19 protein-coding genes are annotated in these 25,958 nt (G+C 52.2%); 10 read left to right on the forward strand and 9 right to left on the reverse strand.

Features of this window, described 5'->3' with window-relative positions; genetic code table 11:
• Nucleotides 1–12: 12 nt before the first annotated feature.
• Nucleotides 13–606, reverse strand: coding sequence for a thymidine kinase (locus K7P01_RS14815; RefSeq protein ID WP_267294294.1), 594 nt, complete (start codon nt 604–606; stop codon nt 13–15).
• 111 nt (nt 607–717) lie between these two features.
• Between K7P01_RS14815 and K7P01_RS14820 the strand changes: the two genes are divergently transcribed.
• Complete coding sequence (locus K7P01_RS14820) at nt 718–1,824, forward strand: hypothetical protein (protein WP_267294296.1); 1,107 nt, start codon at nt 718–720, stop codon at nt 1,822–1,824.
• A 3-nt stretch (nt 1,825–1,827) separates the two neighbouring features.
• Here K7P01_RS14820 and K7P01_RS14825 read toward each other — a convergent pair whose 3' ends face one another.
• Together K7P01_RS14825 and K7P01_RS14830 are read right to left on the reverse strand one after the other, a co-directional pair.
• Nucleotides 1,828–3,228, reverse strand: coding sequence for a TonB family protein (locus K7P01_RS14825; protein ID WP_267294298.1), 1,401 nt, complete (start codon nt 3,226–3,228; stop codon nt 1,828–1,830).
• Nucleotides 3,221–3,811 (reverse strand): RNA polymerase sigma factor, encoded by a 591-nt coding sequence (locus K7P01_RS14830; protein ID WP_267294300.1) that lies wholly within the window; start codon nt 3,809–3,811, stop codon nt 3,221–3,223. Before K7P01_RS14830 ends, K7P01_RS14825 begins: the two co-directional genes overlap by 8 nt.
• Nucleotides 3,812–3,877: 66 nt before the next feature.
• Here K7P01_RS14830 and K7P01_RS14835 point away from each other — a divergent pair, with 66 nt between their 5' ends.
• The 5 genes from K7P01_RS14835 to K7P01_RS14855 are packed head-to-tail and all read left to right on the forward strand — an operon-like array spanning nt 3,878 to nt 8,584.
• Nucleotides 3,878–4,462, forward strand: a complete 585-nt coding sequence (locus tag K7P01_RS14835) for a sigma-70 family RNA polymerase sigma factor (RefSeq protein WP_254085367.1) — start codon at nt 3,878–3,880, stop codon at nt 4,460–4,462.
• A 6-nt stretch (nt 4,463–4,468) separates the two neighbouring features.
• On the forward strand, nt 4,469–4,738 hold the full coding sequence (locus tag K7P01_RS14840) for a zf-HC2 domain-containing protein (RefSeq protein WP_267294303.1): 270 nt from the start codon (nt 4,469–4,471) through the stop codon (nt 4,736–4,738).
• Complete coding sequence (gene gmk / locus K7P01_RS14845) at nt 4,738–5,307, forward strand: guanylate kinase (RefSeq protein WP_267294305.1); 570 nt, start codon at nt 4,738–4,740, stop codon at nt 5,305–5,307. Before K7P01_RS14840 ends, gmk begins: the two co-directional genes overlap by 1 nt.
• 6 nt (nt 5,308–5,313) lie before the next feature.
• Nucleotides 5,314–5,892: a nicotinate (nicotinamide) nucleotide adenylyltransferase gene (gene nadD / locus K7P01_RS14850; RefSeq protein ID WP_267294307.1), complete on the forward strand. Its 579-nt coding sequence runs from the start codon at nt 5,314–5,316 to the stop codon at nt 5,890–5,892.
• Between the two features lie 13 nt (nt 5,893–5,905).
• Nucleotides 5,906–8,584: a DUF5686 and carboxypeptidase regulatory-like domain-containing protein gene (locus K7P01_RS14855; RefSeq protein WP_267294309.1), complete on the forward strand. Its 2,679-nt coding sequence runs from the start codon at nt 5,906–5,908 to the stop codon at nt 8,582–8,584.
• 405 nt (nt 8,585–8,989) lie between these two features.
• Here K7P01_RS14855 and K7P01_RS14860 read toward each other — a convergent pair whose 3' ends face one another.
• The 5 genes from K7P01_RS14860 to K7P01_RS14880 form a co-directional block, all read right to left on the reverse strand.
• Entirely contained in the window at nt 8,990–11,476 is a 2,487-nt protein-coding gene (locus tag K7P01_RS14860) for an AsmA family protein (RefSeq protein WP_267294311.1), read from the reverse strand.
• Nucleotides 11,477–11,583: 107 nt separating this feature from the next.
• Nucleotides 11,584–12,123: an SPOR domain-containing protein gene (locus K7P01_RS14865; protein ID WP_267294313.1), complete on the reverse strand. Its 540-nt coding sequence runs from the start codon at nt 12,121–12,123 to the stop codon at nt 11,584–11,586.
• A gap of 1 nt (nt 12,124) precedes the next feature.
• A complete protein-coding gene (gene secA / locus K7P01_RS14870; RefSeq protein WP_267294315.1) occupies nt 12,125–15,505 on the reverse strand; it encodes a preprotein translocase subunit SecA in 3,381 nt (1,126 codons plus the stop codon).
• A gap of 314 nt (nt 15,506–15,819) precedes the next feature.
• Nucleotides 15,820–16,593, reverse strand: coding sequence for a diaminopimelate epimerase (gene dapF / locus K7P01_RS14875; RefSeq protein ID WP_267294317.1), 774 nt, complete (start codon nt 16,591–16,593; stop codon nt 15,820–15,822).
• A gap of 22 nt (nt 16,594–16,615) precedes the next feature.
• Complete coding sequence (locus K7P01_RS14880) at nt 16,616–16,813, reverse strand: hypothetical protein (protein WP_267294319.1); 198 nt, start codon at nt 16,811–16,813, stop codon at nt 16,616–16,618.
• A 281-nt stretch (nt 16,814–17,094) separates the two neighbouring features.
• Between K7P01_RS14880 and K7P01_RS14885 the strand changes: the two genes are divergently transcribed.
• Nucleotides 17,095–18,306: a DUF5018 domain-containing protein gene (locus K7P01_RS14885; RefSeq protein ID WP_267294321.1), complete on the forward strand. Its 1,212-nt coding sequence runs from the start codon at nt 17,095–17,097 to the stop codon at nt 18,304–18,306.
• A 145-nt stretch (nt 18,307–18,451) separates the two neighbouring features.
• On the opposite strand, the gene carB is transcribed toward K7P01_RS14885, so the two are convergent.
• A complete protein-coding gene (carB, locus tag K7P01_RS14890; protein ID WP_267294323.1) occupies nt 18,452–21,268 on the reverse strand; it encodes a carbamoyl-phosphate synthase large subunit in 2,817 nt (938 codons plus the stop codon).
• 222 nt (nt 21,269–21,490) lie between these two features.
• Between carB and K7P01_RS14895 the strand changes: the two genes are divergently transcribed.
• Genes K7P01_RS14895 through K7P01_RS14905 form a run of 3 tightly spaced genes read left to right on the forward strand, consistent with a single transcriptional unit; the run spans nt 21,491 to nt 25,907 of the window.
• On the forward strand, nt 21,491–23,185 hold the full coding sequence (locus tag K7P01_RS14895; protein WP_267294325.1) for a GMC oxidoreductase: 1,695 nt from the start codon (nt 21,491–21,493) through the stop codon (nt 23,183–23,185).
• A gap of 9 nt (nt 23,186–23,194) precedes the next feature.
• The gene (locus K7P01_RS14900) at nt 23,195–24,550 is read left to right on the forward strand and encodes a 3-keto-disaccharide hydrolase (protein ID WP_267294327.1); all 1,356 of its coding nucleotides are present in this window, start codon (nt 23,195–23,197) and stop codon (nt 24,548–24,550) included.
• A 19-nt stretch (nt 24,551–24,569) separates the two neighbouring features.
• On the forward strand, nt 24,570–25,907 hold the full coding sequence (locus tag K7P01_RS14905) for a Gfo/Idh/MocA family protein (protein ID WP_267294329.1): 1,338 nt from the start codon (nt 24,570–24,572) through the stop codon (nt 25,905–25,907).
• Nucleotides 25,908–25,958: the final 51 nt, after the last annotated feature.

The raw sequence follows: 25,958 nt of genomic DNA on the forward strand, positions 1-25,958 counted from the left end.
CCCAGGAAATTTCTATCGGTCCGGATCTTTTTTTCGTTCTTTCAAGCCTTGCATAAACGCCTGGCGGCTTCGCGCTTCATATTCGGAGCGCTGTCCCAGCATGACTTGTTGCTCGTGTTCGGTGAGCCGAAAGGAGAACGACGCCAGCTCGCCCGTTTGTGCGCAGATGGCGTGAACTTTTGTGACAAATTCCGCCACAGCCAGCAGGTTTGGCATCGACCCGAATGGCTTGCCTTCAAAATCCATGTCCAACCCGGCGACAATCACCCGCTTACCGGCATTGGCCAGGGCGTTGCAAACATCGACTATGGCCGGGTCGAAAAATTGTGCTTCGTCAATACCCACCACGTCGCAGTGCCCTGCCAGCAGTAAAAGGTCACTGGCAAAATCCACCGGCGTCGAGCGGATGGTCCGTTCGTTATGCGACACGATATGCTGATCGTGATACCGCTTATCGATCACGGGCTTAAAAATCTCTACCTTTTGACGTGCGATAATGGCGCGGTTTAGCCGGCGAATCAGCTCTTCGGTCTTGCCGGAAAACATGCACCCGGCAATGACTTCAATCCATCCGCCGCGTCTTCCCAGCTGTGGTTCGATAAACATGCGCTAAAATTAAGAGACTTTGCACATACGACCTACACCGCGTATGGGCGATTCACTGAATATCCATTAACTTTAAGGCCAGAGAAAGCTGTAAAAATCACAAACGAACTCATGGACGAAAAGATCAGTCTGGAAGCGATTGCCCTCTATGGAGATATGTATGCGGATGCCGTGCTGAAAGGATTCTTCGCGTCCAGGGACAAGATCACCGGACCTGATATCCTGAAGCTGTGCAACGTACACCAGGTCAACCTGTTTGTGATTCGCGAGCTTTTGCGAAGCTGGAAGGACGAAGCCAGGAAATTGAAGAGCCCCTACTTCGACTACGAGCACCCTGACGTGCGCGAGGCGCTGGATAATTTTATGGGCACGCTCTCCCAACAGATATCCATTGACCGGCAGCACTTTGCCCCGCTGTTAAAGAAGGCGTCGAGCCAGGCTCTCATGGCCATCTTCGACCCCTATGACTTTTACGTCATGATCCTGACCGGTAAAAACAACAAGCTTGAAGTAGCCTCCTTCCGCGACGAGATCAAATACATGAAGGTCAACAAGGCTCCGCTCGATAGAATGTTGCTGCGCATGGAGCAGCGCAACATGACGGAGCTGGCCGGCAACGAGGCCTTTGCCGTACTCGACGAGATTCTCGAAGAGGTGAATTTTACGCCCGAAGACGTAGACGAATATATAGAACAATTTTCGGCGGTCGTGCCACTGGATCCTGCGAGCTTCTATGTGTCGACAGCCCCCATCGTACCGCCGGTAAGGCAGGCTCCGCCGCCGCCCCCTCCCGTCGAAGTGCGCCGACCGGCGCCACCACCACCACCGGTGTCCACGCCGCCCATTTCGACTCCACCTGTTTCGCAGGCGCCGCCACAGCCCAAGCAACACAATACCATGCGTCCACCGGCACCTACCGGCGCGGCTGCATCGCTCAACGAAAAGCATAGCCGCGAGAGCCGCTCCTCGCTGGGAAATAACCTGCACAAGATCTCACGCATCAAAGACAGCCTGACGATCAACCAGAAGTTTATGTTCACCAAAGTGCTCTTTCACGGCGACTTCGAACTATTCAGCAAGGCTATTGATCGCCTTGACCAGCTCGACACCATCCAGTCGGCACTGCGCTACATTGAAGAAGAGCACGCGTCCACCTGGGATCGCGACAGCGAAGAGTTTCATGAATTCATGGAGCTTGTCGAGAAGCGCTTTATCTAGTGCCTACTTCTTTTTAGGCAGGCGGAACTTCAGCCGCACTTTTACATTGTCCTTGACCGGTTCGTCCGCACGTTTAGAAGGTTGCCATTTGGGCCCGTTTTTAATGAGGCGGATCACCTCTTCGTCGCAACCATAGCCGAGACCCTTCAGTACTTTAAAGTCCGTCATCCGGCCGGAGGATTCTACGGTGAACTGGATCGTTACCTTGCCTTCGACCTCGTTGGCGAGTGCCTGCTCGGGATAGTGCAGGTTGGTCTCCAGGTATTGTTTGTAAGCGCCACGGCCGCCGGCGGGGACTGCCAGCTGGAAGGTGGCGAGGTCTTCTTTCAACGGACCATTGTCGGTACCAAACCCGGTCACAACAACTTCACTCAATTGCGACACGTCCTGGTCCAACTGTACATCTACATTTTCGGTATCGCCGAGCGGCACTTCTTTGCTTTGCATGCCGATGAATGAAAAAGCCAGCGCGGTGTTGTTTTCATCTTCCACGCGAATGTGATAGTTGCCATTGATGTCGGTCACGGTTCCCTGATCGGTACCCACTACCATCACGTTCACGCCGGGGATGCCGGTGCCGTCGTCTGAGAGCGTTACTTTACCATGAACGGTTTTTGTCGGCATCGTGACATAGTTCAGGGTGTCGGCAGCACGCCTGGTCGATATACCGGCTACACGGCCCGAAAGAGTTGAAGGAGTGTATGCCAGCTCCTTTTTCGTCTCCATGTTTTTGTCTGCGTTTTGCATCGCGAGAGACTTGCGCTTGCGTGTGGCATCCTCCCGGTCCTCGGCTGGTTCGGTCCTGAGTTCAGCTTCTGGTGCTGCCGGTGGAGCCTGCTGGACTTCTGCAACAACAGGTTGTTGTTCTTCAAAATAGTCCGCCGATTCCCCGGCATCTGCTATTGGGCTTGGCGTTGACGTAGGTTCCGGGGCGCGGTTAAGGTGGAAAGATACAGGTTCATCTGCGGTATGCTCTTCGGGCTTGCTCGCAACAACGCCTGGTTTGGGAGGCGATGTCACGACGGAGTCAGCGTGTGGCCGGGCAGGAGCGGGGGCTTCTTCCTGGCGAGCCTGGGGTGGTGTTTGCAGGGCCAGCCGTTTGTCCGGGGTCGATACAATGCGCACAATGATCGCCGTAGCGACAGCCAGCAACAGCAGCGTGGCGGCAATGCGCAACGCCCAGACGCGTAGCGAGACCCCAGGGTCTTTTTGAGAGGCTTGCCGCAACGAAGCCTGCAACTGCTGCAGGTCGGCCGATAGATCCGCCGGGGCAAGCTGCGCCGCACCTTCCAGCGCTTCGGCCAGGAAGGGATCGTACAGCGCCTTTTTCTCCAGGGCGTGCATTTCCGCCGGCGAAAGCTCGCCGTTCAGGTATTGTTCGATATCGTGATGGTCGTTAGCCATGTTGTTCCATACAGATCTTCAGGTTCCGTTTGCCGTTCTGGATGTAGCTTTTTACGCGATTATCCTCAAAGCCCGTGGCCTGCACAATCTCTTTATAGCACAGTTGCTTTAGGTAAAACAATTGTACGCACTGTTTCTGTTCAGGGGCCAGCGTTTCGATGCATTTCTCTAATTTACTGAGATTTGCTTCCGTTTCTGGTGCCTCTTCCGGATGCGTCGCCAGCGCATTTTCCATAAGAAAACCTGGCATTTCTTTCTGTTGCCGGCTTTTCTGGGCCCGCAGCTGCATCAGGCAATGGTTGCGGGCCGTGACGTACAGCCAGCTTTTAAAGTTGGCGACCTCGTGCTCGCGCAGCACGGTGACCAGTTTCTCAAACAGCTGCATCACGGCGTCACGGCTTTCCTCCCGGTCCTTCAGGTACTTGAGGCAGACGCCATACACCAGCGGCATGTACCGGTTGTAAAGCTCGCCGGCCACGTCCAGACTTCCCTCCTTTCGATACAACGCCACCAGGGTGTCATCAGTACTATTTCTATAATGCGTGGCCTCCGGCATGGGGTTGAAAAATAGTGAAAAAAACACGGCGTTTTGAATGTTATCACAAGAAGGTACACACGTTGCACTTTTTTGCTATTTTTAAGACCGCATATGGAAGAACTCCCGAAACAACAATATACAGACGCCGAAAGACAGCACATCTTCAACGACGAGTTTATGCCCCACATAAACGCCATGTACAACTTTGCCTATCGCCTTACTTTAGACGGTGACGATGCAAAAGATCTGCTGCAGGACACGTATTTAAAGGCGTATCGATTTTTAGATTCATTTCAACAAGGAACTAATGCGAAGGCATGGCTGTTTCGGATTTTGAAGAACAGCTTCATCAATGACTACCGGAAGAAGAGTAAAGAACCTTCCAAGGTGGACTATCAGGAAGTTGAGAGCTATTATAACTCTGAGGAGGTAGATAGGCAAATTACGCCGGATCTGCGTGTGGAGGCGCTGAAAGACATGATCGGCGATGAGATTTCCAATGCGTTGAATGCTCTTGACGTTGATTTCAGGACGGTCATTATACTATGCGACCTGGAAGGTTTCAAGTACGAGGAAATGGCGAAGATACTGGATATACCAATCGGAACCGTTCGTAGCAGACTTCACAGAGCCCGTAATCTGCTGAAGGAAAAACTAAGTGAGTACGCGAAAGAAATGGGTTACAAAACCGTCTAACATCAAATGGATTCAGATAAGAGTTTTATGAAGCAAGACTGTCCTGAAAAGAACGAATGTCTTAAAAAGCTCCAGGCTATTCTGGACGGCGAAGCGACTCCCGAGCAGCGAACCGATTTTCTGGAACACCACCTGGAAGAATGTTTACCCTGCTATAAAAACTATCACCTCGAAGTGGCTATCCGCCAGTTGTTAAAAGCAAAATGCTGCCAGGAAGCTCCGCAGGATCTTATTGAAAGCATCAAGAGCAAGTGTACTGAAAAACTGTCCAGCTAATGGCAGGCAAAGCGTTGATTTTCTGTGCCCCCTCCGGCTCGGGAAAAACCACCATTGTAAGACACCTGCTCGCCAACAATCCATCCCTGGGTTTCTCCATTTCGGCATCCACCCGTGATAAACGCGGTCGCACCGAAGCACATGGCCAGGACTACTACTTCCTATCGCCTGACGAGTTCAAAAAGCGCATCGACGCCGACGAGTTTATAGAATGGGAAGAAGTATACGAAGGTAATTTTTACGGCACCCTCAAATCAGAGATCGAGCGCATCTGGAAAGAAGGCAAAGACGTCATCTTTGATGTCGATGTAAAAGGTGGCCTTGCCTTGAAAAAATATTTCGGCGACAAAGCCCTCGCTATTTTTGTAAAAGTCCCCTCCCTGGAAATTCTCAAAACCCGTCTCAACGACCGCGGTACAGAATCTCCCGAAAGCCTCTCCCGCAGATTGTTCAAAGCGCAGTTCGAAATGTCCTTCCAGGATAAATTCGACCAGGTGCTGGTGAACGAAACCCTCGACACCTCGCTGCGCGAAGCCCAAAAACTCTACGACGATTTCAAAACCCACTAAAAGCCGGTGAAAATCGGACTCTTCTTTGGCTCCTTCAATCCCATACACATGGGACACCTCATCATTGCCAACCTCATGGTGGGGTCCACGGACCTGAAGAAAGTATGGTTTGTCGTGTCGCCGCAAAACCCGTTCAAGTCAAGCAAAGGCCTGTTACACGAATTCGACCGGTACGACATGGTGCGGGCCGCGATCCACGACAATTATTCGCTGGAAGTATCCGACGTAGAATTTAACCTTCCCAAGCCCAGCTATACCATACACACCCTCGTGCACCTGCGCGAGCGGCACCCCGACACCGAGTTCAAAGTGATTATGGGCGAAGACAACCTCGCGTCGTTCACCAAGTGGAAGAACCACGAGCGTATCCTGGATGACTACGGTTTATATGTATATCGCCGCCCCCATGTGCAACTTTCGGAGCCGGTTACGCATCCTAACATTACCTTTGTGGAAGCCCCGCTGTTGGATATTTCGGCTACTTTTATTCGGAACTGCATCAGAAACAACCAATCTATTCGTTATCTGGTGCCGGATGTGGTGGCGGAAATAATTCGCGCAAAAGGATTTTACCAGGAGCACTAATAAACCCAGTTGTATGTCTTTTCTACCCCTGCTGCCCCGTCGTTTTATGGATCAAGGGCTGGCTTGCTATAAAACCCTTTGCCTCGCGGCGGGCATCGTTATGCTTTCGCTGCACGGCTATGCGCAAGGTATACGCGGTACGTTGCAAGACGAGACTGGTAAGCCCTTGCCCTATGCTACTATCTTTGTGCGGCAGATCGGTACCGGCACCACCTCCAACGAAAACGGCCTGTACGAAGTGGCGCTCGACTCGGGCCACTATGAGATTGTATACCAGTACCTGGGCTACGAAACCGCCGTGCGCATCATCGACGTCGACAAGAGCTTCCGCGAAGTAAACGTTTCTCTCAAGCCCCAGGCCACCGTCCTGCCCACCGTGGTGGTGCAGGACGGCAAAGAAGACCCCGCCTATACCATTATGCGCAAGGCCATCGCTAAAGCAAAGTACCACACTCAGCAACTCGATGGTTACTCCGCCCGCGTGTACATAAAAGGTGCCGGCAAACTAAAGGATTATCCCTGGCTGGCCAAGCGTACGCTGCAAAAAGAAGGCATCGAAAAAGGCCGCGTGTATATTTCGGAGTCCGTCAGCGATGTAAAATACACCCGACCCAAGAAGTTTGAAGAGAAAGTGATTTCCATTCGCAGCGATGGCAAAGACAACAATACTTCGCCCAACCAATACATCTTCGGCAGCTTCTACGAATCCGAAGTTGCAGAGACCGTCTCCCCTCTTTCGCCCCGCGCATTTTCATACTATAAATTTGAATATCTCGGCACCTTCCAGGATCGCGACTATGCCGTAAGCCGTATCAAAGTCATTCCACGCGTCAAAGGTGACAACGTCGTGGACGGCGTCATCAACATCGTCGAAGACTGGTGGAGCATCCACAGTATGGACATTCATACCACCCGCCTGGGAATAGACATCTATATCAAGGCCGTCTACGCCCCCATTGAAGACAAAGCCTGGCTGCCGGTGTCGCACCAGTTCCGGATTGATGGAAAGGTCTTTGGCTTTGAGTTTGAATATAAATACCTCGCCACGGTGAGCGACTACAAAATCAAGCTCAATCCTGCGCTCTACGTCGAGACGGACAAAATGGAAGTGATCGACGAGAAAATCCAAAAACAGGAAGCACGGCAGGCGAAGACCACGGCCCCACGTCGCCAGCCTGACAATGCCAAACAATTGCAAGAACGGCTGCAGTCCGGCAAAGAGATCACCCGCAAGGAACTAAAGACGATCATGAAGGACTACGAGAAGCAGGAGCTGCGCCAGCAAAAAGAGCCGGAGGTCCTCTCTGAAACGTTATTCGAAATCGACAGCGGCGCTTTTAAAAAGGACTCAACCTATTGGGCGTCTATGCGCCCCGTACCCCTGACGCCGGAGGAAGTAAAAGGCTACCAGAAGTCCGACAGCACCGCCGAAATTGAAGCCCGTAAAGACGCCGGTGATACCTTGAAGCAATCCAAACACGCCGGGTTCCAGCCGTGGGATCTGTTGATCGGCGACACCTACAAAGTCGCCAAGCACTCCAACATTAAAATACACTTTCCGATGCCCGGTTTCAACACCGTCGAAGGCTGGAATTTGGTATACAAAGTGTCGTTTGGCACCATCCTGCAAGACACCAACAAGACACGCCTGAGCATCACGCCCGCCTTCCGCTACGCCTTCTCCCGCAAGGTGGCATCCGGCAATCTGAAATTTGCATTGCGCAACAAGGTATACCGATTCGAGGTGGAGGGCGGCCGGTATGTGCGTCAGTACAATGCCGATCAACCGATCCTGCCGATCGTCAATGACTTCATGACCCTGTTATTGGAAGAGAACCTCATGAAGCTCTACGAGCGACGCTACGTAGATGTACTATACCGCCGCAACCTGAGTGACTTTGTGTCAGTAGAAGGCACGGCCTCCTGGCAACGCCGCCACATGCTGCAAAACACAACGAACTATAAATGGATAGATCGCAAGAGTATCGAAGATTATACTTCCAACATTCCGGTAAACTCCGAGCTGTTGGATACATCCTTTCCAGACCACGAGGCCCTCACGGCGTCCGTTAGCGTTGTAACACGCCCCTGGCTGAAATATCGCATTCGCAATCGCCAGCGCAACGAAGTGGAAAATTCTTCACCGACGTTGAGCCTTACGTATAGAAAAGGGATCTCCGACGTTCTCGGCAGCGACGTTGACTTCGATCAGCTCGAAGTAGGTGCGAAACATCAGATTGCGATCGGTGTGCGTGGTCGCCTGCATTTCGCTGTGCGTGCCGGCACGTTCCTGAATGACCGCCGCATGTATTTCATGGACTACAAACACTTCCTCGGAAACCGTACGCCTTTCAGCACCACCGATCCGGTGGGAAGCTTCCGTTTGCTGGATTATTATACCTATTCTACGCCCGACCGTTATTTGGCGGGTAATGTGTACTATCAATTCCGCCGCTTCCTTGTTACCAGCTTCCCGTTTGTGCGTATGATGGGGATTCGTGAAAACATCTTTGTAAACTATCTTGCCACGCCGACTTCTAAGAACTATACAGAGGTAGGATATTCTATTGATGGTATCTTACGCTTCTTCCGTTTGGAAGGTGCAGTGTCATTTCAGGACGGGCAGTATCATGACTATGGCTTTCGCGTAGGGATAGCTAGTTATTTGACAGTAAACTTCTCGGACAACTAATTGAATTGTGTTATAGTACCTGTGCCAGACGTACACTTAATGATCACCTGTTAGTCACCTGTTGGATCAGGTTTGACAGGTTGTTTTGAAATAATTTTCGTTGGTTTGAAAAAATGGAATTTGGGGTTCCGCGGAGGAGAGAAGGAGTTGCGGGACGGGTCGGAGCCAGGACGGAAAAAAGGCATTCTTCGCCGGGGATACTTCGAGTCTGCCACAGGGTTCCTCCATAGATGTTCCACGGATGAACCACGGATGATCTACGCTATATAGGAGTAGGACATGGCTGGGGCAGGCCTAAATCCAGGGAGATAAGAGCGCAGGTTAAATTGGCATCATGAGGCCACCCCGCGGACACCCTATTGTCTGTTTTCGGGAAGTGACGTAAATATTAGCTGTTTCAGGATGTTATTCATCCCACTCAAAATATTCATCCTTTGCCAGTTCGGCTTCTTTCTTCTTCTGCGTGCCTTTATTCTTAAATGCGTCCTTCAGTTCCTTCACCTCGTTCTTTAGATCCGAAACAATCTTCTTTTTCACTGCATCCGTATCGTACTGCACGCGATAATTATCCGCCGTTCCCGTAATCTTCAAGTATAGCTTGCTGCCCGAAGCGTCCTCCTCCACGGCCTGCATTGCCTCCGGATCGCGCTGCCGGGCCAAACGCAGCGGCGTAATGACCCGGTAGTCAATCTGCTGGTCAAACGTATGCGTACCGCTCACCCGCAGACTGGTGACATTGGTTCGTATTTCCATCTGCGGTATATAGATGGTTTTATTTTCAATATGAATATCATTCTTGATATCCGAGAAACGCAGATGGCTTAGCTCCTTATCATTCACATACCGATTCAACTTCTGCATGGGCTCGAAGTTGTTTAGCTCTCCACCTTTGATGGACACACCGATATCGGCAATCAACGTCTCCGGGAACAATCGCAGGCTCGGCTTTAATGCCATCTCCAGGTTCACGTCGGCATAGGCGCGGCCGCGCAAGTGTTTGTCTTCGATAAAGCTCTGTTGGAAATTTTCAAAGACATAAAAGGCACTATCGAGGTATACGCCGTTCACCTTGCATGTGCTCACGACATCGATCGCCTTTTTGTTCTTGGCGTCGATAATGCCCGAGAGCATCATGTCACCGCCCATGGCATGCAGTGTGATATTCCGCGATACGGCCATCTCGTTCTTCACGAGTAGGTCGCCGGTCAGGTTGGTGGCGTGAAAACGCTTATATGTCATCGCCTTCACATCGCAATTGAAGTTCAGATTGATATTTTTTGAAATGCTGAAGGCATACTCCTGTTCCTGTTTGCCGGTGGTCTGGCCAAAGCCAATCGCGAGCAGTTGGTTCATATCGATATAGTTCGACTTGAGGTCTGTTTCGATGCCGATGGGTTGGTTCTCAAACAGCAGGAAGGTGATGATATTCTTAAAGAAGCCGTTCAGCAAAAAGTCGCTGTTGCCCAGCTTGCCCGACACGTTGCTTAATGCCAGGTCGTTGTTGCTAAACTGCAGGTTGCCGCGCATACCTTCCAGGGGAATTTTACCTGCGCCGAATTTTAAACGAATCTCTTGTAATTCAATCGTCCCTTGTGTCGATACTTTTTGAGCAGTAGCCCGTCGTTTCAGTAGTCCTACCTTGCCCTCAAACGAGACATCGGCAAAAAGGTAGCCCGACACATCCGAGACGTTTTCCACAGGGTAGAAGTCCAGCAGCGAGCCCGCATCAACACGTCCCTTGAAATGGCAGATGACCTCGGGATCGTTAAAGTTCTGGAGCACGAAGTCAGCAACAAAAGACTCGTGATTAAGCTTGCCTTGAACGTTCTTCAATATCAGCACGGCCTTCGACAGGTCCGTAATGTCACCGCTGGCAAACGAGCCCTCCAGGGTAGCCTCTTCAATGCGTGACTTATACTCCGGGTGATAGATGGTGGCGTTGTCAAATCCGAACTTCACCGAAAACGCAGGACTTTTACGACGGCTGATCACGCCCTTTAATGTTGAAGAGAAATATACATCGCCTTTGCTCTGATACTTCTCCAGTCCATGCGTGGCCGACTCGGGCAACAAGGATACAATAGTTTGAATGTCGGTATCCTGGCCGTCTACCGTCAGGTCTATTATGTTGTCATCCTGCCAGCCGTAGCTGCCGCGAACGGCAAAGGAGGATTTCTTCAGTTTCAAGGTAGAAGGGTTGATAGTGAGCAGTCGGTTCTGATCGTCGTAGGCCAGGTCACTGTCGATTGTAAAGTTCTTTCCCGCGAGGTAGGCGGAGCCACCAATGTCGAGTGTTTCCGTGATTAGCTGGCCGTGTGCTTTAATGTGATAGACATTCTGCACGGAATGAATAGACGCATCCAGCGCATCGCTGGTGAACGTCATGTTCTTGTGGTCGTGCAGATCGACATAGTGAAATCGCGTCTTCTTCAGGGCTACGTGGCTCAGCTCAAAGGTTACTCCGCCGCCCCCTGTTCCATTGTCGCTTTCGGTGGCTTTAAAAATGGTATAGTTGTTTTGACCCTTGGCGTCTATGCGCAAGTTCGTTTCGCTGTTGTGGATCTGTACCCCGCGAATAGTATACTTGCCGCGCCAGAGCTCCAGGGGGTGTAACTGAAATGCAAGGGTGGAGGCTGTTAATAGTGGGTATTGCCCCGGATGGCTATCCTCGACATACACATCGCGGAGCACGATCGAGATTTGTGGGAACTTCTCAAACACCGAGACATCCATCTGGCCGATCTTGACCGGCGTCTGCAGGTTCTTGTTCGCCTCCTCGATGAACTGACGAATGATCTTGTCTTTAAACAGGAACACCGATGCCGTGAGGGAAAGTAAAAGCACGACAAGGGTCAGGACGAGATAAAAAAATATTTTCCGGACTGTCTTCAAAAGCTTAAAAAATGGTTTGCCAAAAATACAAGGCAAAATTCAAACCACAGAAAGACAGGCGGATAGAAAGCTGTAAAGTCAGTCCGGCGGACCCTACAGGGGCATCACTACTCACTCAGGGAAATCTTCTCAGGAATGAGGATAGCAGCCGGGAAATAGCGTTTTACGGCTGTATAGTCCTGCTGGGCCTCCATGCGGCTATAATATTTGCCCACCTTCACACGAAAAATGGGTTCGGTGAACTGCACCTCGGATTCCAGTCTGGGGAGGGAAGTCGTCAATTGTTTTTTTGCGTTCAGCGCCTCTTCCCGACGTCCGGAGTACACTTGAATGGTAAACCCGTCAATGTAGCGACGGTTCAGGTTGGTCCGGTCGATGCTGTCCAGCACCGTGTCCAGCTGCCTGTTCACGGAAAATCGCGCCTCCGTATAGGGCTGGGTCTTGCGGTCTTCCGGAGCTCCGGTGGTGGGAGGGGCTGTGGTAATAACGGGGGTGGTAGTAGTCGACTCAACCTTTGGGCGCCATACGGAAAGGTCTTCCGTATACTTGCTCACTTGTGAGGTACTGCTGGTTGTTTTTTGAGTGGTCTTGCACCCTGCCAGTAGCAGGATGCAAGACGTATAGATCATTCCTTTTGACAGGTGCATGCTATTCAATTATGATACAGCGGTTGTTGGCGATGTCTTCTTCTACTTTCTTATACTTCACGTCGCGCAGTACGCGGCCGTCCGGGTATTGAACGCTCACCTTGTCGTTACGGTTGGCTACCTTGTCTGACTTGATGGGCATTACCTTCTCCTGCGGTCTTTCGTAGGGAGCCTGGGCGCGGCCATTGCCGCCATCGCGCGTCTCGCCGTTGCCACCACCGCTCAGCAGTGAACGGGACTCTTCCTTCTGCTCGCTCAGGCGTACTTTGCTGCGTTGTATACGGGCTTCCTGTACCTGCTGCTCCTGCTCTTGTGTTGGGAAGTCAGCTTTTGACAGGAAAGCAATTGTGTCTTCGTTTACCTTGGCCACAAACCGTTTGAACAGGTCAAACCCCGAGAACTTATAGATCAGGAGCGGGTCCTTTTGCTCGTATACAGCATTCTGTACCGATTGCTTCAGGTCGTCCATCTCACGCAAGTGCTCTTTCCATTGCTGGTCGATGATGCTCAGCGTAATGACCTTTTCCATCGCCTTGATAAACTCGCCGTTGTTGGAGGTAATGCATTTGTTCAGGTTGGCCACGACGCCAATCTGCTTCTGACCATCGGTGACCTGAACCATCACGTTTTCAATGGTGGCGCCGCGCTCGCGGTGCAGCTGCGTGAAGCCCGGCAGGGCGCGCTCAGCCATCAGCTTGTTCTTATTATGATAACGCTCGAGGGCCTTATGGTACAGGTCGTCGCCGAGTTGCGCCTCGGTCATCTTGTTAAAGGCCTCTTCGGTTATGTCGTAGTCGAGACCGAACGTGCTCAAGGCACTCAGGCGCAGGCTTTCGTAGTCCGCGCCGTTCTTGGCATTGATTACCATGTCCTCCGACGTATCGTTCAGCATCGTCAGGATATCCAGCTCCAGACGCTCGCCAAACAAGGCGTTGCGGCGGCGCTTGTAGATAACCTCGCGCTGCGAGTTCATGACGTTATCGTATTCCAGCAGGCGCTTACGCGTGCCGAAGTTGTTCTCTTCTACTTTCTTCTGTGCGCGTTCGATGGAGCTTGTCACCATCGAATGTTGAATGACTTCACCCTCTTTGAGGCCCAGTTTGTCCATGATGCGGGCAATACGCTCCGGCATGAACAGACGCATCAGGTTGTCTTCCAGCGACACATAAAACTGCGATGTGCCGGGATCACCCTGACGACCCGAGCGACCGCGCAGCTGGCGGTCTACACGACGCGACTCGTGACGTTCCGTACCGATAATGGCCAGGCCACCCGCGGCGCGGGATTCCGGCGTAAGCTTAATGTCGGTACCACGACCAGCCATGTTGGTAGCGATTGTTACAGTACCCGGCTTACCAGCCTCTGCTACAATCTCTGCTTCGCGTTGGTGCTGCTTGGCGTTCAATACCTGGTGCTTGATCTTGCGCATCTGCAACAGGCGGCTGACAACTTCCGAAATTTCGACAGACGTTGTACCGACCAGCACCGGGCGTCCTTCGTTGGTCAGCTTGACGATATCATCAATCACCGCGTTGAACTTCTCCCGCATGGTTTTATATACCATGTCGTCGTAATCTTTCCGTACTGCCTGTTTGTTGGTAGGGATTACGACTACGTCCAGTTTATAGATATCCCACAGCTCGCCGGCTTCCGTTTCGGCTGTACCGGTCATACCGGCCAGCTTGTGATACATACGGAAGTAGTTCTGCAGGGTGATGGTCGCGTAGGTCTGGGTGGCGTCTTCCACCTTCACGTTTTCCTTCGCCTCGATCGCCTGGTGCAGGCCGTCGGAGTAACGACGACCGTCGAGTACACGACCAGTTTGCTCGTCTACGATCTTTACTTTTCCATCTACCAGGATGTATTCGGTATCTTTTTCAAACAGCGTATAAGCCTTTAGCAGCTGATTCACACTGTGAATGCGTTGTGTCTTGGTTTGATAGTCGCGGATGAGCTCCTCTTTGCGTTGGAGGCGTGTTGCATCGTCCAGGCCGGCTTCTTTTTCAAGCTTTGAAAGCTCGGTGCCGATTTCCGGCAGGATGAAGAATTTTGGATCTTCCCCTTCGCCCGTGATCAGGTCGATACCTTTTTCTGTCAGCTCCACGCTGTTGTCTTTTTCGTCGATGACGAAATACAGCGGAGCGTCGGCCTCCGGCATGTTGCGCTTGTTGTCCTGGAGGTAGTAGTTCTCCGTCTTTTGCAGAATGGCTTTGTTACCCGACTCGCTCAGGAACTTGATCAGTGGCTTGTGCTTCGGCATGGCGCGATGCGCGCGGAACAGCGGCAGGCCGCCGTCCTTTTCATTGCCTTCGGTTATAAGCTTGCGGGCGGTGTTGAGGTATTCGTTTATCAGCTTCTTCTGGGCTTCTACCAGCTTAAAGATGCGGGGCTTGAGGTCGTAGAATTCGTGCTCGTCGCCGCGGGGCACGGGGCCGGAGATAATGAGGGGCGTACGGGCTTCGTCGATCAGTACAGAGTCCACCTCGTCCACCATGGCATAGTGGTGCTTGCGTTGTACGAGGTCTTCCGGCTCGCGCGCCATGTTGTCGCGTAGGTAGTCGAAGCCAAATTCGTTGTTGGTGCCATAGGTGATGTCGGCACGGTATGCGTTGCGGCGGGCGCTGGAGTTGGGCTCGTGTTTGTCGATACAATCTATGCTGATGCCGTGGAACTGGAAGATCGGCGCCATCCACTCGCTGTCGCGGGTGGCCAGGTAGTTGTTTACGGTAACGATGTGCACGCCGCGTTTGGCCAGGGCGTTCAGGAAGGCCGGCAGGGTAGCCACCAGGGTTTTACCTTCACCCGTAGCCATCTCGGCGATCTTGCCTTCGTGCAGTACGATACCACCGATGATCTGTACGTCGTAGTGTACCATCTCCCACTTCTGCAGCGTGCCTGCGGCAATCCACTGGTTGGCCCAGCGGGCTTTGTCGCCGTCGATCTGGATATGCTCACGGCCGGCGGAAAATTGTATATCGAAATCCTGGGCGGTAACTTCCAGGTAGTCGTTCTCCTTGAAGCGGCGTGCGGTCTCGCGTACAATGGCAAACGCTTTCGGGAGCACTTTCATCAATACTTTTTCGAGGTCCTTGTTCCGCGTAAGCTCCAGCTCGTCGATCTGCATAAAGATGGCCTCCTTGTCCTGGATCTCCAGGTCAGGGTTGTCGGCGATCCTTTGGTGCAACGCCGCCAGCTGATTGTCGATGCTCTGCAGCTCCTGGTTGATGAAGTTCTGGATATTCTTCGTTTCGGCCCGTAAAGCGTCGTTGCTAAGCGATTTCAGCTTCTCACCTTCCTGTTGGGTTTGCTCCACCAACGGCATGATGCGCTTGATGTCTTTCTCTGACTTGGTTCCGAAGATCTTGGCAATGAATTTCAGCATATAATGGTCGTTATACTTTCGCCGCGCTGCGCCTACCGTTGTTCGCCCAGGGTAGCGTGTCACGGCTAAACCGGTGGGTAGAAAAAACGGATGACAAAGAGCGATCAGCCCTGTTTAGGGGGCTTAAAGTTAAATTGTTTTTTGAGATTTCAGGGGGAGCAATAACAGTTCCAACGCTTCTTTAAAGATCATTTTGGCAGGAAAGACAAGAAAAGAATCCGAAACATGCCAAGGGGACCGGCATGTCGACGCCGAGGTTCCTACACTCGGACAGTTTTTGGGGAAATGGGAAATTATGTCAGCTTTTGAAGGCGCTAGACTTCTACGTCGCCTTCAAAGACACACTGCGCAGGGCCGATGAGATAGACATTCGTAAAGCTACCATCGCCTGTCCGGGTAAACTCTACCGACAGCTCGCCGCCCAGGGCCTTGATTGCGACAGGTGAGGAATAACCCTCCAGCGCTGCGGCCAGTGCCGCCGCTGTAATGCCGGTACCACACGACAGTGTTTCGTCTTCAACACCGCGTTCATACGTGCGGACAAAAAGCGTGTTGTTTGGCAACCGTTGTACAAAGTTGACGTTCGTGCCGCCCGGTTTGAACGCGTCGCTGTAGCGGATCTTCCGTCCTTCTTCTACCACGGGGTAAGCCTTCACGTCGTCTACGAAGCGTACGTAGTGCGGTGAGCCGGTGTGAATAAAGTAGTCGTCGCCGTGCCGGGTGTGGCTGGCCACGTCGCCCATGCGCAGACGGATAATGCCCGTCGGCAAGAGCTCGGCGTCGTGGGGGCCGTCGTAGGCCTGAAAGGTAGCCGCCTTGTCAAGCAGACCGAGTTGCGCGGCCATGTGTACCGCGGCGCGGCTGCCATTGCCGCAGAGGCTCTGCGAGCCGTCGCTATTATAGTATTCCAGGTGAAAGTGCAGGGAAGGGTGTTTTTCGATCAGCATCAGCCCATCCGCCCCTACGCCAAACTTCCGGTGGCACAGGCGTGCAATCTGCTCCTGGGTAAGTTGCAGGCTGCCGGCGCGGTTGTCCACTACCACAAAATCGTTTCCAGTTGCCTGGTATTTATAAAAATGAAGTCTCATGAATGCCTCCCCGAAAATGGGATTATTTGATCTCCTCGTAGTCTACGTAGTCGCCGCCTTTTACGCCGCGTTTCTTCGTTTTTTTGTACGAATCGGCGTCTTTTTGCTGGTTTTTGTAATTCTTCAGTTGCTGCGCAGCTGCGCCGGCCCGGAAGAAGAATGAGCCTATTTTGTAGAAAACGTACGAAATGATGCCAATTATTAAAAGGAATCGAAACATAGCTGCTGTTATTAAAGCTTAACAGAAACGTAAAGGTAGAGGTTCGCCGCCAAATCCCCAACCGTCGGAAAATTGCGACTGGTGCGCACACGGGCGTCCTTTTCCTGTCAAACGTCTCGCCTACGGTGACGAATTCCAGTCATTATTTAGTTTAATAGGTATACCGGAAAAATTAGGTTTTTCTCCATTTCCTACATGGGTATGCACGTTCGGAGTTCTCTTATAATTGATAGTGTAGACCATACGTTATTCGCACCCACATTAAAACCTAAAAATTATATATGTTATTATCCCTGAAGAAATTCTCCGTTAGTTGTCGGGTACTTTTTGTACTATGCCTGGCTGTACTGGCAGCAAGCTGTAGCGACGACGACGCTGATCCTGCCGTTGTAAAAAGCAGCGCTAAGGCAATCACCTCCTTCAAGTTTGCTACCCCGGCAGCAACAGGTACTATCACTGAAAGCGACAAGAAGATCGCTGTAACAGTACCCGCAGGTACAAACGTTACTGAACTCGTGCCGACGATCGCTGTTTCTGAGAAAGCAACGATTGATCCGACCACGGGTGTGAAGCAGAACTTCACAAACGCTGTTACCTATACCGTAACAGCTGAAGACGGATCTACTCAAAAGTATGTCGTTACTGTAACAGTAGGAACAGATGACGAGGGGCCTGGTGAAGATGATATTACGGTAACGGGTATTTCGTCAGTAGAGGTGGCCAAGGGAGCAGAGTTCTATGTCACAGGCACAAACTTCGCTGTATTTACGGACAGCGAGATTGCTCTCACCAACATTGATTCCAAAGAGAAGTTCACCATTGGCGCTAACGAAAATTCGACGACGACGCGTCTGTACTTTACGATGCCTTTTATCATCGAGGTGGGTGAGTATGCGATTACTGTAACGAGCAAAAATCAGTCTGTTACGCTGGACGTTACACTGACAGTGAAGATTCCGGCTCCGGCAATCTCCGGAATTAGCACCGAAGAAGTTAATCAGGGTGGCAGTGTGACCATCACGGGTATAAACTTTTCAGAAACCGGCAACCTGATAAAACTGGTAGACGATGGCGGTATCCGTTACGGAATGGAAATTCTAAACGAATCAGCGAATTCGATCCAATTCACAGCGGAAGTACCCAACTATGGTTCCTATACCATATTGATTATCACGGCAGATGGCCTGGAAGTTGAATCGGTATTTTCAATTTACGTAGGCAATCGCCCACGCGTTACGTCGATCAACAAGTTAACCTTTGCCAGAGGCGAGCAGATCGTCATAACAGGTGAAAACCTGAAAGCAGAGGGCACCTCGGGCATATTCTACTTCTGGCCTGAAGTGGGCAATGGCTTCCAGAGGATTGTTACGGTGAAAGCCGACGGCACGGAAATGACCTATGTGATTCCTAACGACTTCACTCCCGGCAACTACGAAATGGAAGTACAGGTAGACTTCGAGATGATCGAGAAGTTTGATATTGTAATACAATAACGAAAAGAAGTTAAAATCATAAAAACAGGCTGCTCTCATCGGGCGGCCTGTTCTTTTATATCCATGCACAGGGTAGCCATTGCCATCAAAAACAAAGAAGGCGTCCTGGTGGGCGCCTTCTTGCTGTAGATCAATATGGTCAGATTTATTTGCTCAGATACAAATTCCGCTCGGAGTAAATCTTCATGAAATAATCGTCCATCAGGTCGTCGATAAAATAGATTGCCTCACCGGTGGATTTCATTTCAGGACCAAGCTCCTTGTTCACGTCCGTGAACTTGTGGAATGAGAAAACGGGCTCTTTGATGGCGTAACCTTTGCGTGTCGGATTGAACGTAAAGTCCGTTACTTTCTTCTCGCCCAGCATCACCTTCGTAGCATAGTTCACATATGGTTCATCGTAGGCTTTGCAGATGAACGGCACTGTACGCGATGCGCGCGGGTTGGCTTCGATGATATATACCTTGTCGTTTTTGATCGCAAACTGAATGTTGATCAGACCGACCGTTTGCAGCGCTACCGCGATCTTATTCGTGTAATGCTCGATCTGTTTGATCACCAGGTCACCCAGGTTGTATGGCGGCAGCACGGCGTAGGAGTCGCCGGAGTGGATACCCGCTGGCTCGATGTGCTGCATGATGCCGATGATATAGACATTCTCACCGTCGCAGATCGCATCGGCTTCTGCTTCAATTGCCCCGTCGAGGAAGTGATCCAGCAATACTTTGTTGTCGGGCAAGTGCTTCCAGATGTCGATGATATGATGCTCCAGCTCTTGCTCGTTAATCACGATCTTCATGCCTTGTCCACCCAGTACGTACGAAGGGCGAACCAGCAGCGGGAAGCCGATGGTCTTACATACCTCCAGTGCCTCCTCGGCATTGTTTGCTACGCCAAATTCCGGGTACGGTATACCGAGATCTTTCAGCAGGTTGGAGAACCGCCCGCGGTCTTCTGCCAGGTCCAGTGCCTCGAACGAGGTGCCGAGGATTTTGATGCCGTATTTATCCAGCTTCTCTGCCAGCTTCAGCGCCGTCTGACCGCCCAGCTGTACGATCACACCTTCCGGCTTTTCGTGCTCGATGATGTCATAGAGATGCTCCCAGAATACCGGCTCGAAGTATAGTTTGTCAGCAATATCAAAGTCCGTTGAAACCGTCTCGGGGTTACAGTTGACCATGATGGTCTCGTAGCCGCACTCTTTTGCGGCCAGTACACCGTGCACGCAGGAGTAGTCAAATTCTATACCCTGACCGATGCGGTTCGGGCCAGAGCCCAGTACGATGATTTTCTTACGGTTCGATACGGTTGATTCGTTTTCTTTGTCGAACGTCGAGTAGTAGTAGGGTGTCTTCGCTTCAAACTCCGCGGCACACGTATCGACCAGCTTGTAGACACGCTTGATGCCAAGCTCGGTTCTTTTCTTAAATACTTCGCTCTCGTAGCAGTCCAGCATGTGCGCGATCTGACGGTCGGCAAAGCCTTTTTCTTTCGCCTTGCGCAGCAGGTCGGTGGGAATCGTTGACAACTCGTACGTTGAGATTTCTTTTTCGAGCTCCACCAACTCCTCGATCTGTTTCAGGAACCAGCGGTCGATCCGCGTCAGCTTCTGAATGGTCTTCATGGCAATGCCCAGCTTGATCGCATCGTAGATGTGGAACACGCGGTTCCAGCTCGGATGCTCCAGGCTGTACAATAGTTCGTCCTGGTTTGTGAGCTCCTTGCCGTCAGCACCCAGACCGTTGCGTCGGATCTCCAGTGACTGGCAGGCTTTCTGCAGTGCTTCCTGAAAGTTGCGGCCAATGCCCATGGCTTCGCCCACAGACTTCATTTGCAGACCCAGCGTGCGGTCTGTTCCGGGGAACTTATCGAAGTTCCAGCGCGGAACTTTCACGATAACATAGTCAATCGCAGGCTCAAAATAAGCCGACGTGGTGCCTGTGATGGCGTTTTTCAATTCGTCCAGGTTATAGCCAATCGCGAGTTTGGCAGCAATCTTGGCGATAGGATATCCCGTAGCTTTCGAGGCCAGTGCCGACGAGCGTGATACACGCGGATTGATCTCGATGGCGATAATATCTTTGTCGTCGTCAGGGTTCAGTGAGAACTGCACGTTACAGCCACCCGCGAATTGGCCAATGCCGTTCATCATCTTGATGGCCAGGTTCCGCATGTTCTGGTATACGGTGTCGGGCAGTGTCATGGCCGGTGCGACCGTAATAGAGTCGCCGGTGTGAATACCCATGGGATCGAAGTTTTCGATCGAACAGATAATGATCACGTTGCCTGCGCTATCACGCAGGAGCTCGAGCTCGTATTCTTTCCAACCCATGATGCTTTGCTCGACCAGCACCTCGTGAATTGGTGATGCGTGCAGGCCCCGGTTCAGCGCTTCGTCAAAATCTTCGGGGGCATTTACAAACGCGCCACCCGTGCCGCCCAGGGTATACGAGGGACGAATAACCAGGGGAAAGCCGATGTCCTGTGCAATCTCTTTGCCTTGCAGGAAAGACGTTGCGGTACCACCCTCACAAACGCCGACATTCAGCTCCAGCATTTTCAGACGGAACTTCTCGCGGTCTTCGGTTGTCTCGATCGCCTTGATATCAACACCGATGATGCGCACACCGTAATGCTGCCAGATGCCCGCCTTATCGCAATCGATGCACAGGTTCAGCGCGGTCTGACCACCCATGGTCGGAAGAACGGCGTCGATGTGATGGCGCTCCAGGATCTCCCGAATTGACTTCTTGGTAAGCGGCTTCAGATACACGTGATCGGCCGTCACTTTGTCAGTCATGATGGTGGCCGGATTGGAGTTGATCAAAACAACTTCAATACCTTCCTCACGGAGTGAACGGGAGGCCTGCGAGCCGGCGTAATCGAATTCACAGGCTTGCCCAATGATAATAGGACCGCTACCGATGATCAGTACGGAGCGAATACTTCTGTCTCTTGGCATTATCGTAGTGGAATGGGATGTACAAAATTGCGCAAAAATATAACATGGCATGGAATCGTAAAGGGATTGGCCAGATTAAATATTCCCTGTAGGGGAGCGAGCCGCCAAATGCCGTCATATCGATGAGTTCAGCCGGACGTGACCCGAGACTGTTACCGTTTGAAAAACTTATTTTCATCGTTCAATAGGTTTTTTACATCTTTTGATTCGAAAAGAAGTGTTATGAATTTGAACCTGAGGGCGCGCGCGGAAAACACCTATGATGCCATCGTAGTGGGATCAGGCATCAGTGGGGGATGGGCGGCAAAAGAACTGTGTGAAAAAGGACTGAAAGTGTTGATGTTGGAACGCGGCCGCAACGTCGAGCACCCCAACTACCCCACCACGGCCAAAGATCCGTGGGAAATTGCGTACGGCGGGCGGCTGACGCGCGCGGAAAAAGAAAAAAGCCATGTGCAGACACGACACTACTCATTTCGGGGTGACAACAAACACTTCTATATAAACGACCTCGAAAACCCCTACACCGAAGTCCAGCGCTTCGATTGGGTGCGCGGCGACGTTGTCGGCGGCCGCTCCCTGTTGTGGGGACGCCAAAGCTACCGGTGGAGTGACGTCGATTTCTCCGCCAATGCCAAAGACGGCCACGGTGTAGACTGGCCGGTGCGCTACAAGGACCTCGCACCGTGGTACGGCTACGTCGAGTCGTTTATCGGCGTCAGCGGCCAGGCAGAAAAGTGGCCCAATTTACCCGATGGCAATTTTCAGCCACCCATGGAAATGAACTGCGTCGAGCAACACTTCCGGGGGGCAATGCAGAAGAAATTTCCGGAGCGGCTCGTCACCATCGGCCGGGTGGCAAACCTCACCGCCCCCGTAAAAGGCCGGGGCGTATGCCAGTCGCGTAACCTTTGCCACCGCGGTTGTTTGTACGGTGCTTATTTCAGCACCAACGCCAGCACCCTGCCCGCAGCATTTGCCACGGGCAACCTCACGCTACAGCCACAATCATTGGTTAACCGCGTGCTGTACGACGAGCAAGGAAAAAAAGCCACCGGCGTGGAAGTGGTCGACACCGCCACTCGCACCGTAACGGAATATTACGCGCGGCTTATTTTTCTGAACGCATCCACGTTGAGCACTGCGTTTATCCTGTTGAACTCAACGTCCGGTAGATTTCCGAATGGACTGGGCAACGACAGCGACCAGGTGGGGCGAAACCTGATGGATCACCACAAACACGCCGGCGCATATGCTGACGTCGAAGGCTTTGAAGATCGTTACTACATCGGCCGGCGTCCCAACGGGTTGTACGTGCCGCGGTACAGGAATCTACACGAGCAACGGACGGACTACATCCGTGGCTTTGGTTATTTGGGTGGAGCGTCGCGTGCGGGGTGGGGCGACCTGAACGGGCAGGACGTGATCGGTGCCGCGCTCAAAACAAAAGCGCAGACGCCGGGCCCGTGGCACTTTAGCCTTAATGGCTATGGCGAGTGCCTGCCTTACGCCGAAAACAGGGTAACACTGAATACCTCCGTACAAGACGTGTACGGACGCCCCACGCTCACGATCGACTGCTCCTTTAAGGACAACGAAAAGGCTATGCAACAAGACATGGCCAACTCGGCAGCCGAAATGTTGGAAGCGGCGGGCTATAAAAATGTAAGACCGTACGTCACGACCTCGTATCCTGGCAACGCCAACCACGAGATGGGTACCGCCCGCATGGGCAAAGATCCGAAGACCTCGGTGTTGAATGCCTTTAACCAGGTACATGCCGTGCCGAACGTATTCGTCACCGACGGGGCGTGCATGACGTCTAACGCGAGCGCTAACCCGTCGCTGACCTATATGGCACTGACGGCCCGCGCGTGTGACTACGCCGTAAAAGAACTAAAACGACTAAACCTATAACAACGTAGCATGAAACGACTTATCGTATGGCTGTTTGCCTGTTCTGCACTGGCGGGCTATGCCCAGAAGAAGGATAAAGACTGGCGACCGCTCTTTAATGGTAAAGACCTGACGGGTTGGAAACAGATCAATGGCAAAGCCCCCTACAATGTCGAAAACGGCATGATCGTCGGCACGACGATAGACGGCTCGCCCAACTCCTTCCTGATGGCCGATGGGACATATGGCGACTTTGTACTCGAGCTCGAATTTAAAATGGACGACGGCACCAATTCGGGTGTGCAGTTCCGCAGTGAAAGCAAACCCGACTACCTCGATGGCAGGGTATTTGGCTATCAACTCGACTTCGATCCCAGCCCCCGCAAGTGGTGCGGCGGTATATACGACGAAGCCCGCCGTCAATGGCTCTACCCGCTGGACTATAACCCGATCGCAAAAAGCGCCTATCGCAATACCCAATGGAATAGCGTACGCATTGAAGCGATCGGCAACAGTATCCGCACATGGATCAACGGTATACCGTGCGCCAACCTGGTGGACGACATGACACCGAAGGGTCTCATCGCGCTGCAAGTACATGCTGTGGGCAAAGGCGAGACGGCCGGTAAACATGTATGGTTTAAAAACATTCGCATCAAGACCGAAAACCTGCAGCCGTCACCCATCGACAATATTTACGTCGTAAACTTTGTGCCCAATACGCTTACGGAACAAGAAAAGAAAAACGGCGTCGTGCTGCTGTGGGATGGTAAGACCACCAACGGCTGGCGGGGAACAAGCAAAGATAGCTTCCCCGAAAAGGGCTGGGAGATTGTAGATGGTACCCTCAACGTTGTAAAGTCTGCCGGCGCGGAGTCGCAGAATGGCGGTGACATTGTCACAACAGACGAATATGCAGCGTTCGACTTACAATTCGAGTTCCGCCTGACGGAAGGTGCGAACAGCGGCGTGAAATACTTTGTCACGGAAAAAGAAAAAACACAAGGCTCGGCCATCGGCCTGGAGTACCAGATACTCGACGATGAGAAACATCCTGATGCCAAGCTGGGCGCCGTAGGCAACCGCACCCTGGCATCGCTGTACGACCTCATTCCTGCCAACCGCAATCCGCGCGGTGTGCATAAAATCGGTGAGTGGAACCTGGGTCGGGTTATTGTATATCCCGATAACCGCGTAGAGCACTGGCTGAACGGCTACAAAGTGGTGGAATACGTACGCGGCAATAACATCTACAAAGCCCTGGTGGCGCGTAGTAAATATGCACAGTGGGAGGACTTCGGCATGGCCGAAAAAGGCCACATCCTGTTACAGGATCATGGCGACCGCGTGTCCTATAGAAGTATCAAGATCAAAACCTTAAAATGACCAACAACCCCTGAATCCTATGAGTCACTCGAGAAGAGATTTTATCAAAAAAGCATCGGTCGTTACCCTGGGCGCGGCGGCCTTTAGTGCCAAAAGTTATGCAAACATCATCGGCGCCAACGACCGTGTGCGCGTAGGTGTCGTAGGCTTCTCCGACCGCTTCCGGCAGTCCTTGTTCCCGGCTTTTCAGAACCACTACCAGGAGCTGAACTTCGACATCGTGGCTGTCTCTGATCTGTGGAAGAAACGTCGCGAAGAGGGCCAGGCCTTCCTGAAAGAAAAATTCGGACACGACGTCCAGGCGTGCGTCAACAATGACGAGCTCTATAAGATCAAAGACCTGGACGCAGTCATCATCAGCACGGCCGACTTTCAACACGCGCTGCACACCATCGAGGCTGTGAAGGCCGGCTGCGATACGTATACCGAAAAGCCGTTTGCCGAGACGATGGAAGATGCTCGTGCCGCACTGAAAGCAGTAAAAGAATCGAAAAAGATCGTGCAGATTGGATCGCAGCGTCGCAGTGGTAAAAATTACCACGCAGCAGCGAAGTTCATCAAAGAAGGAAAGTTCGGTCCCATCGTCATGGTAGAGCTTACCTGGAACGTAAACCAACCCGGCCGTTGGCGTCGTCCGGCGCTGGTGGCAGAGCTGCGCGAACAAGACACCGACTGGAAACGTTTCTTGCTGAACCGCCCCGTGGAAGCCTTCGACCCGCGCAAGTATCTGGAGTACCGTCTCTTCTGGCCATACTCGTCGGGCATGCCCGGTCAGTGGATGAGCCACCAAATCGATACCGTACACTGGTTCAGCGAGCTGAAGCACCCACGCAGCGTCGTGGCCAACGGGGGAGTATACTTCTGGAAAGACGGCCGTAAAAATTGGGATACGACCACCGCCGTATTTGATTACGGCGATGACAAACAGGGCTTCCAGGTGCAGTTTACGTCCCGCATGATGAACGGCGACGAAAGCCCCGCCGAGATATACTATTCCAACGGCGGCGAGCTCAACCTAAACACCAACAAAGTGTCGTCGCGCGGCGGGCTCAAAGAAGGCCCTGCGGCGGCCATGAGCATGAAGCCCAACTTACTTGCCGACATGGACCTGACCATGACGGCCGAGAAAGTAGTGGCTTCCGCCAACACGGGTGGCGACGCGCTTACCTCCGCGCACATGCGCAATTGGATGGAGTGCGTGCGCAGCCGTCAGGAAACCAACGCACCCGTAGAGGCTGGTTATTCACATTCCATCGCCACGATCATGACCAACGCCGCGGTGCGCACGGGCATGAAGGCCACCTTCGACGAAAAGACACAAGAGGTGATGGCCGGCGGAAAAGTTTTTAAATACTGATTATTACGTTAGTTTCGGGACCACGGGCAGAGGACGTTATGTTCTTTGCCC

It is taken from the genome of Parachryseolinea silvisoli (genome assembly GCF_021190955.1).
Taxonomy (GTDB): domain Bacteria; phylum Bacteroidota; class Bacteroidia; order Cytophagales; family Cyclobacteriaceae; genus Ohtaekwangia; species Ohtaekwangia silvisoli.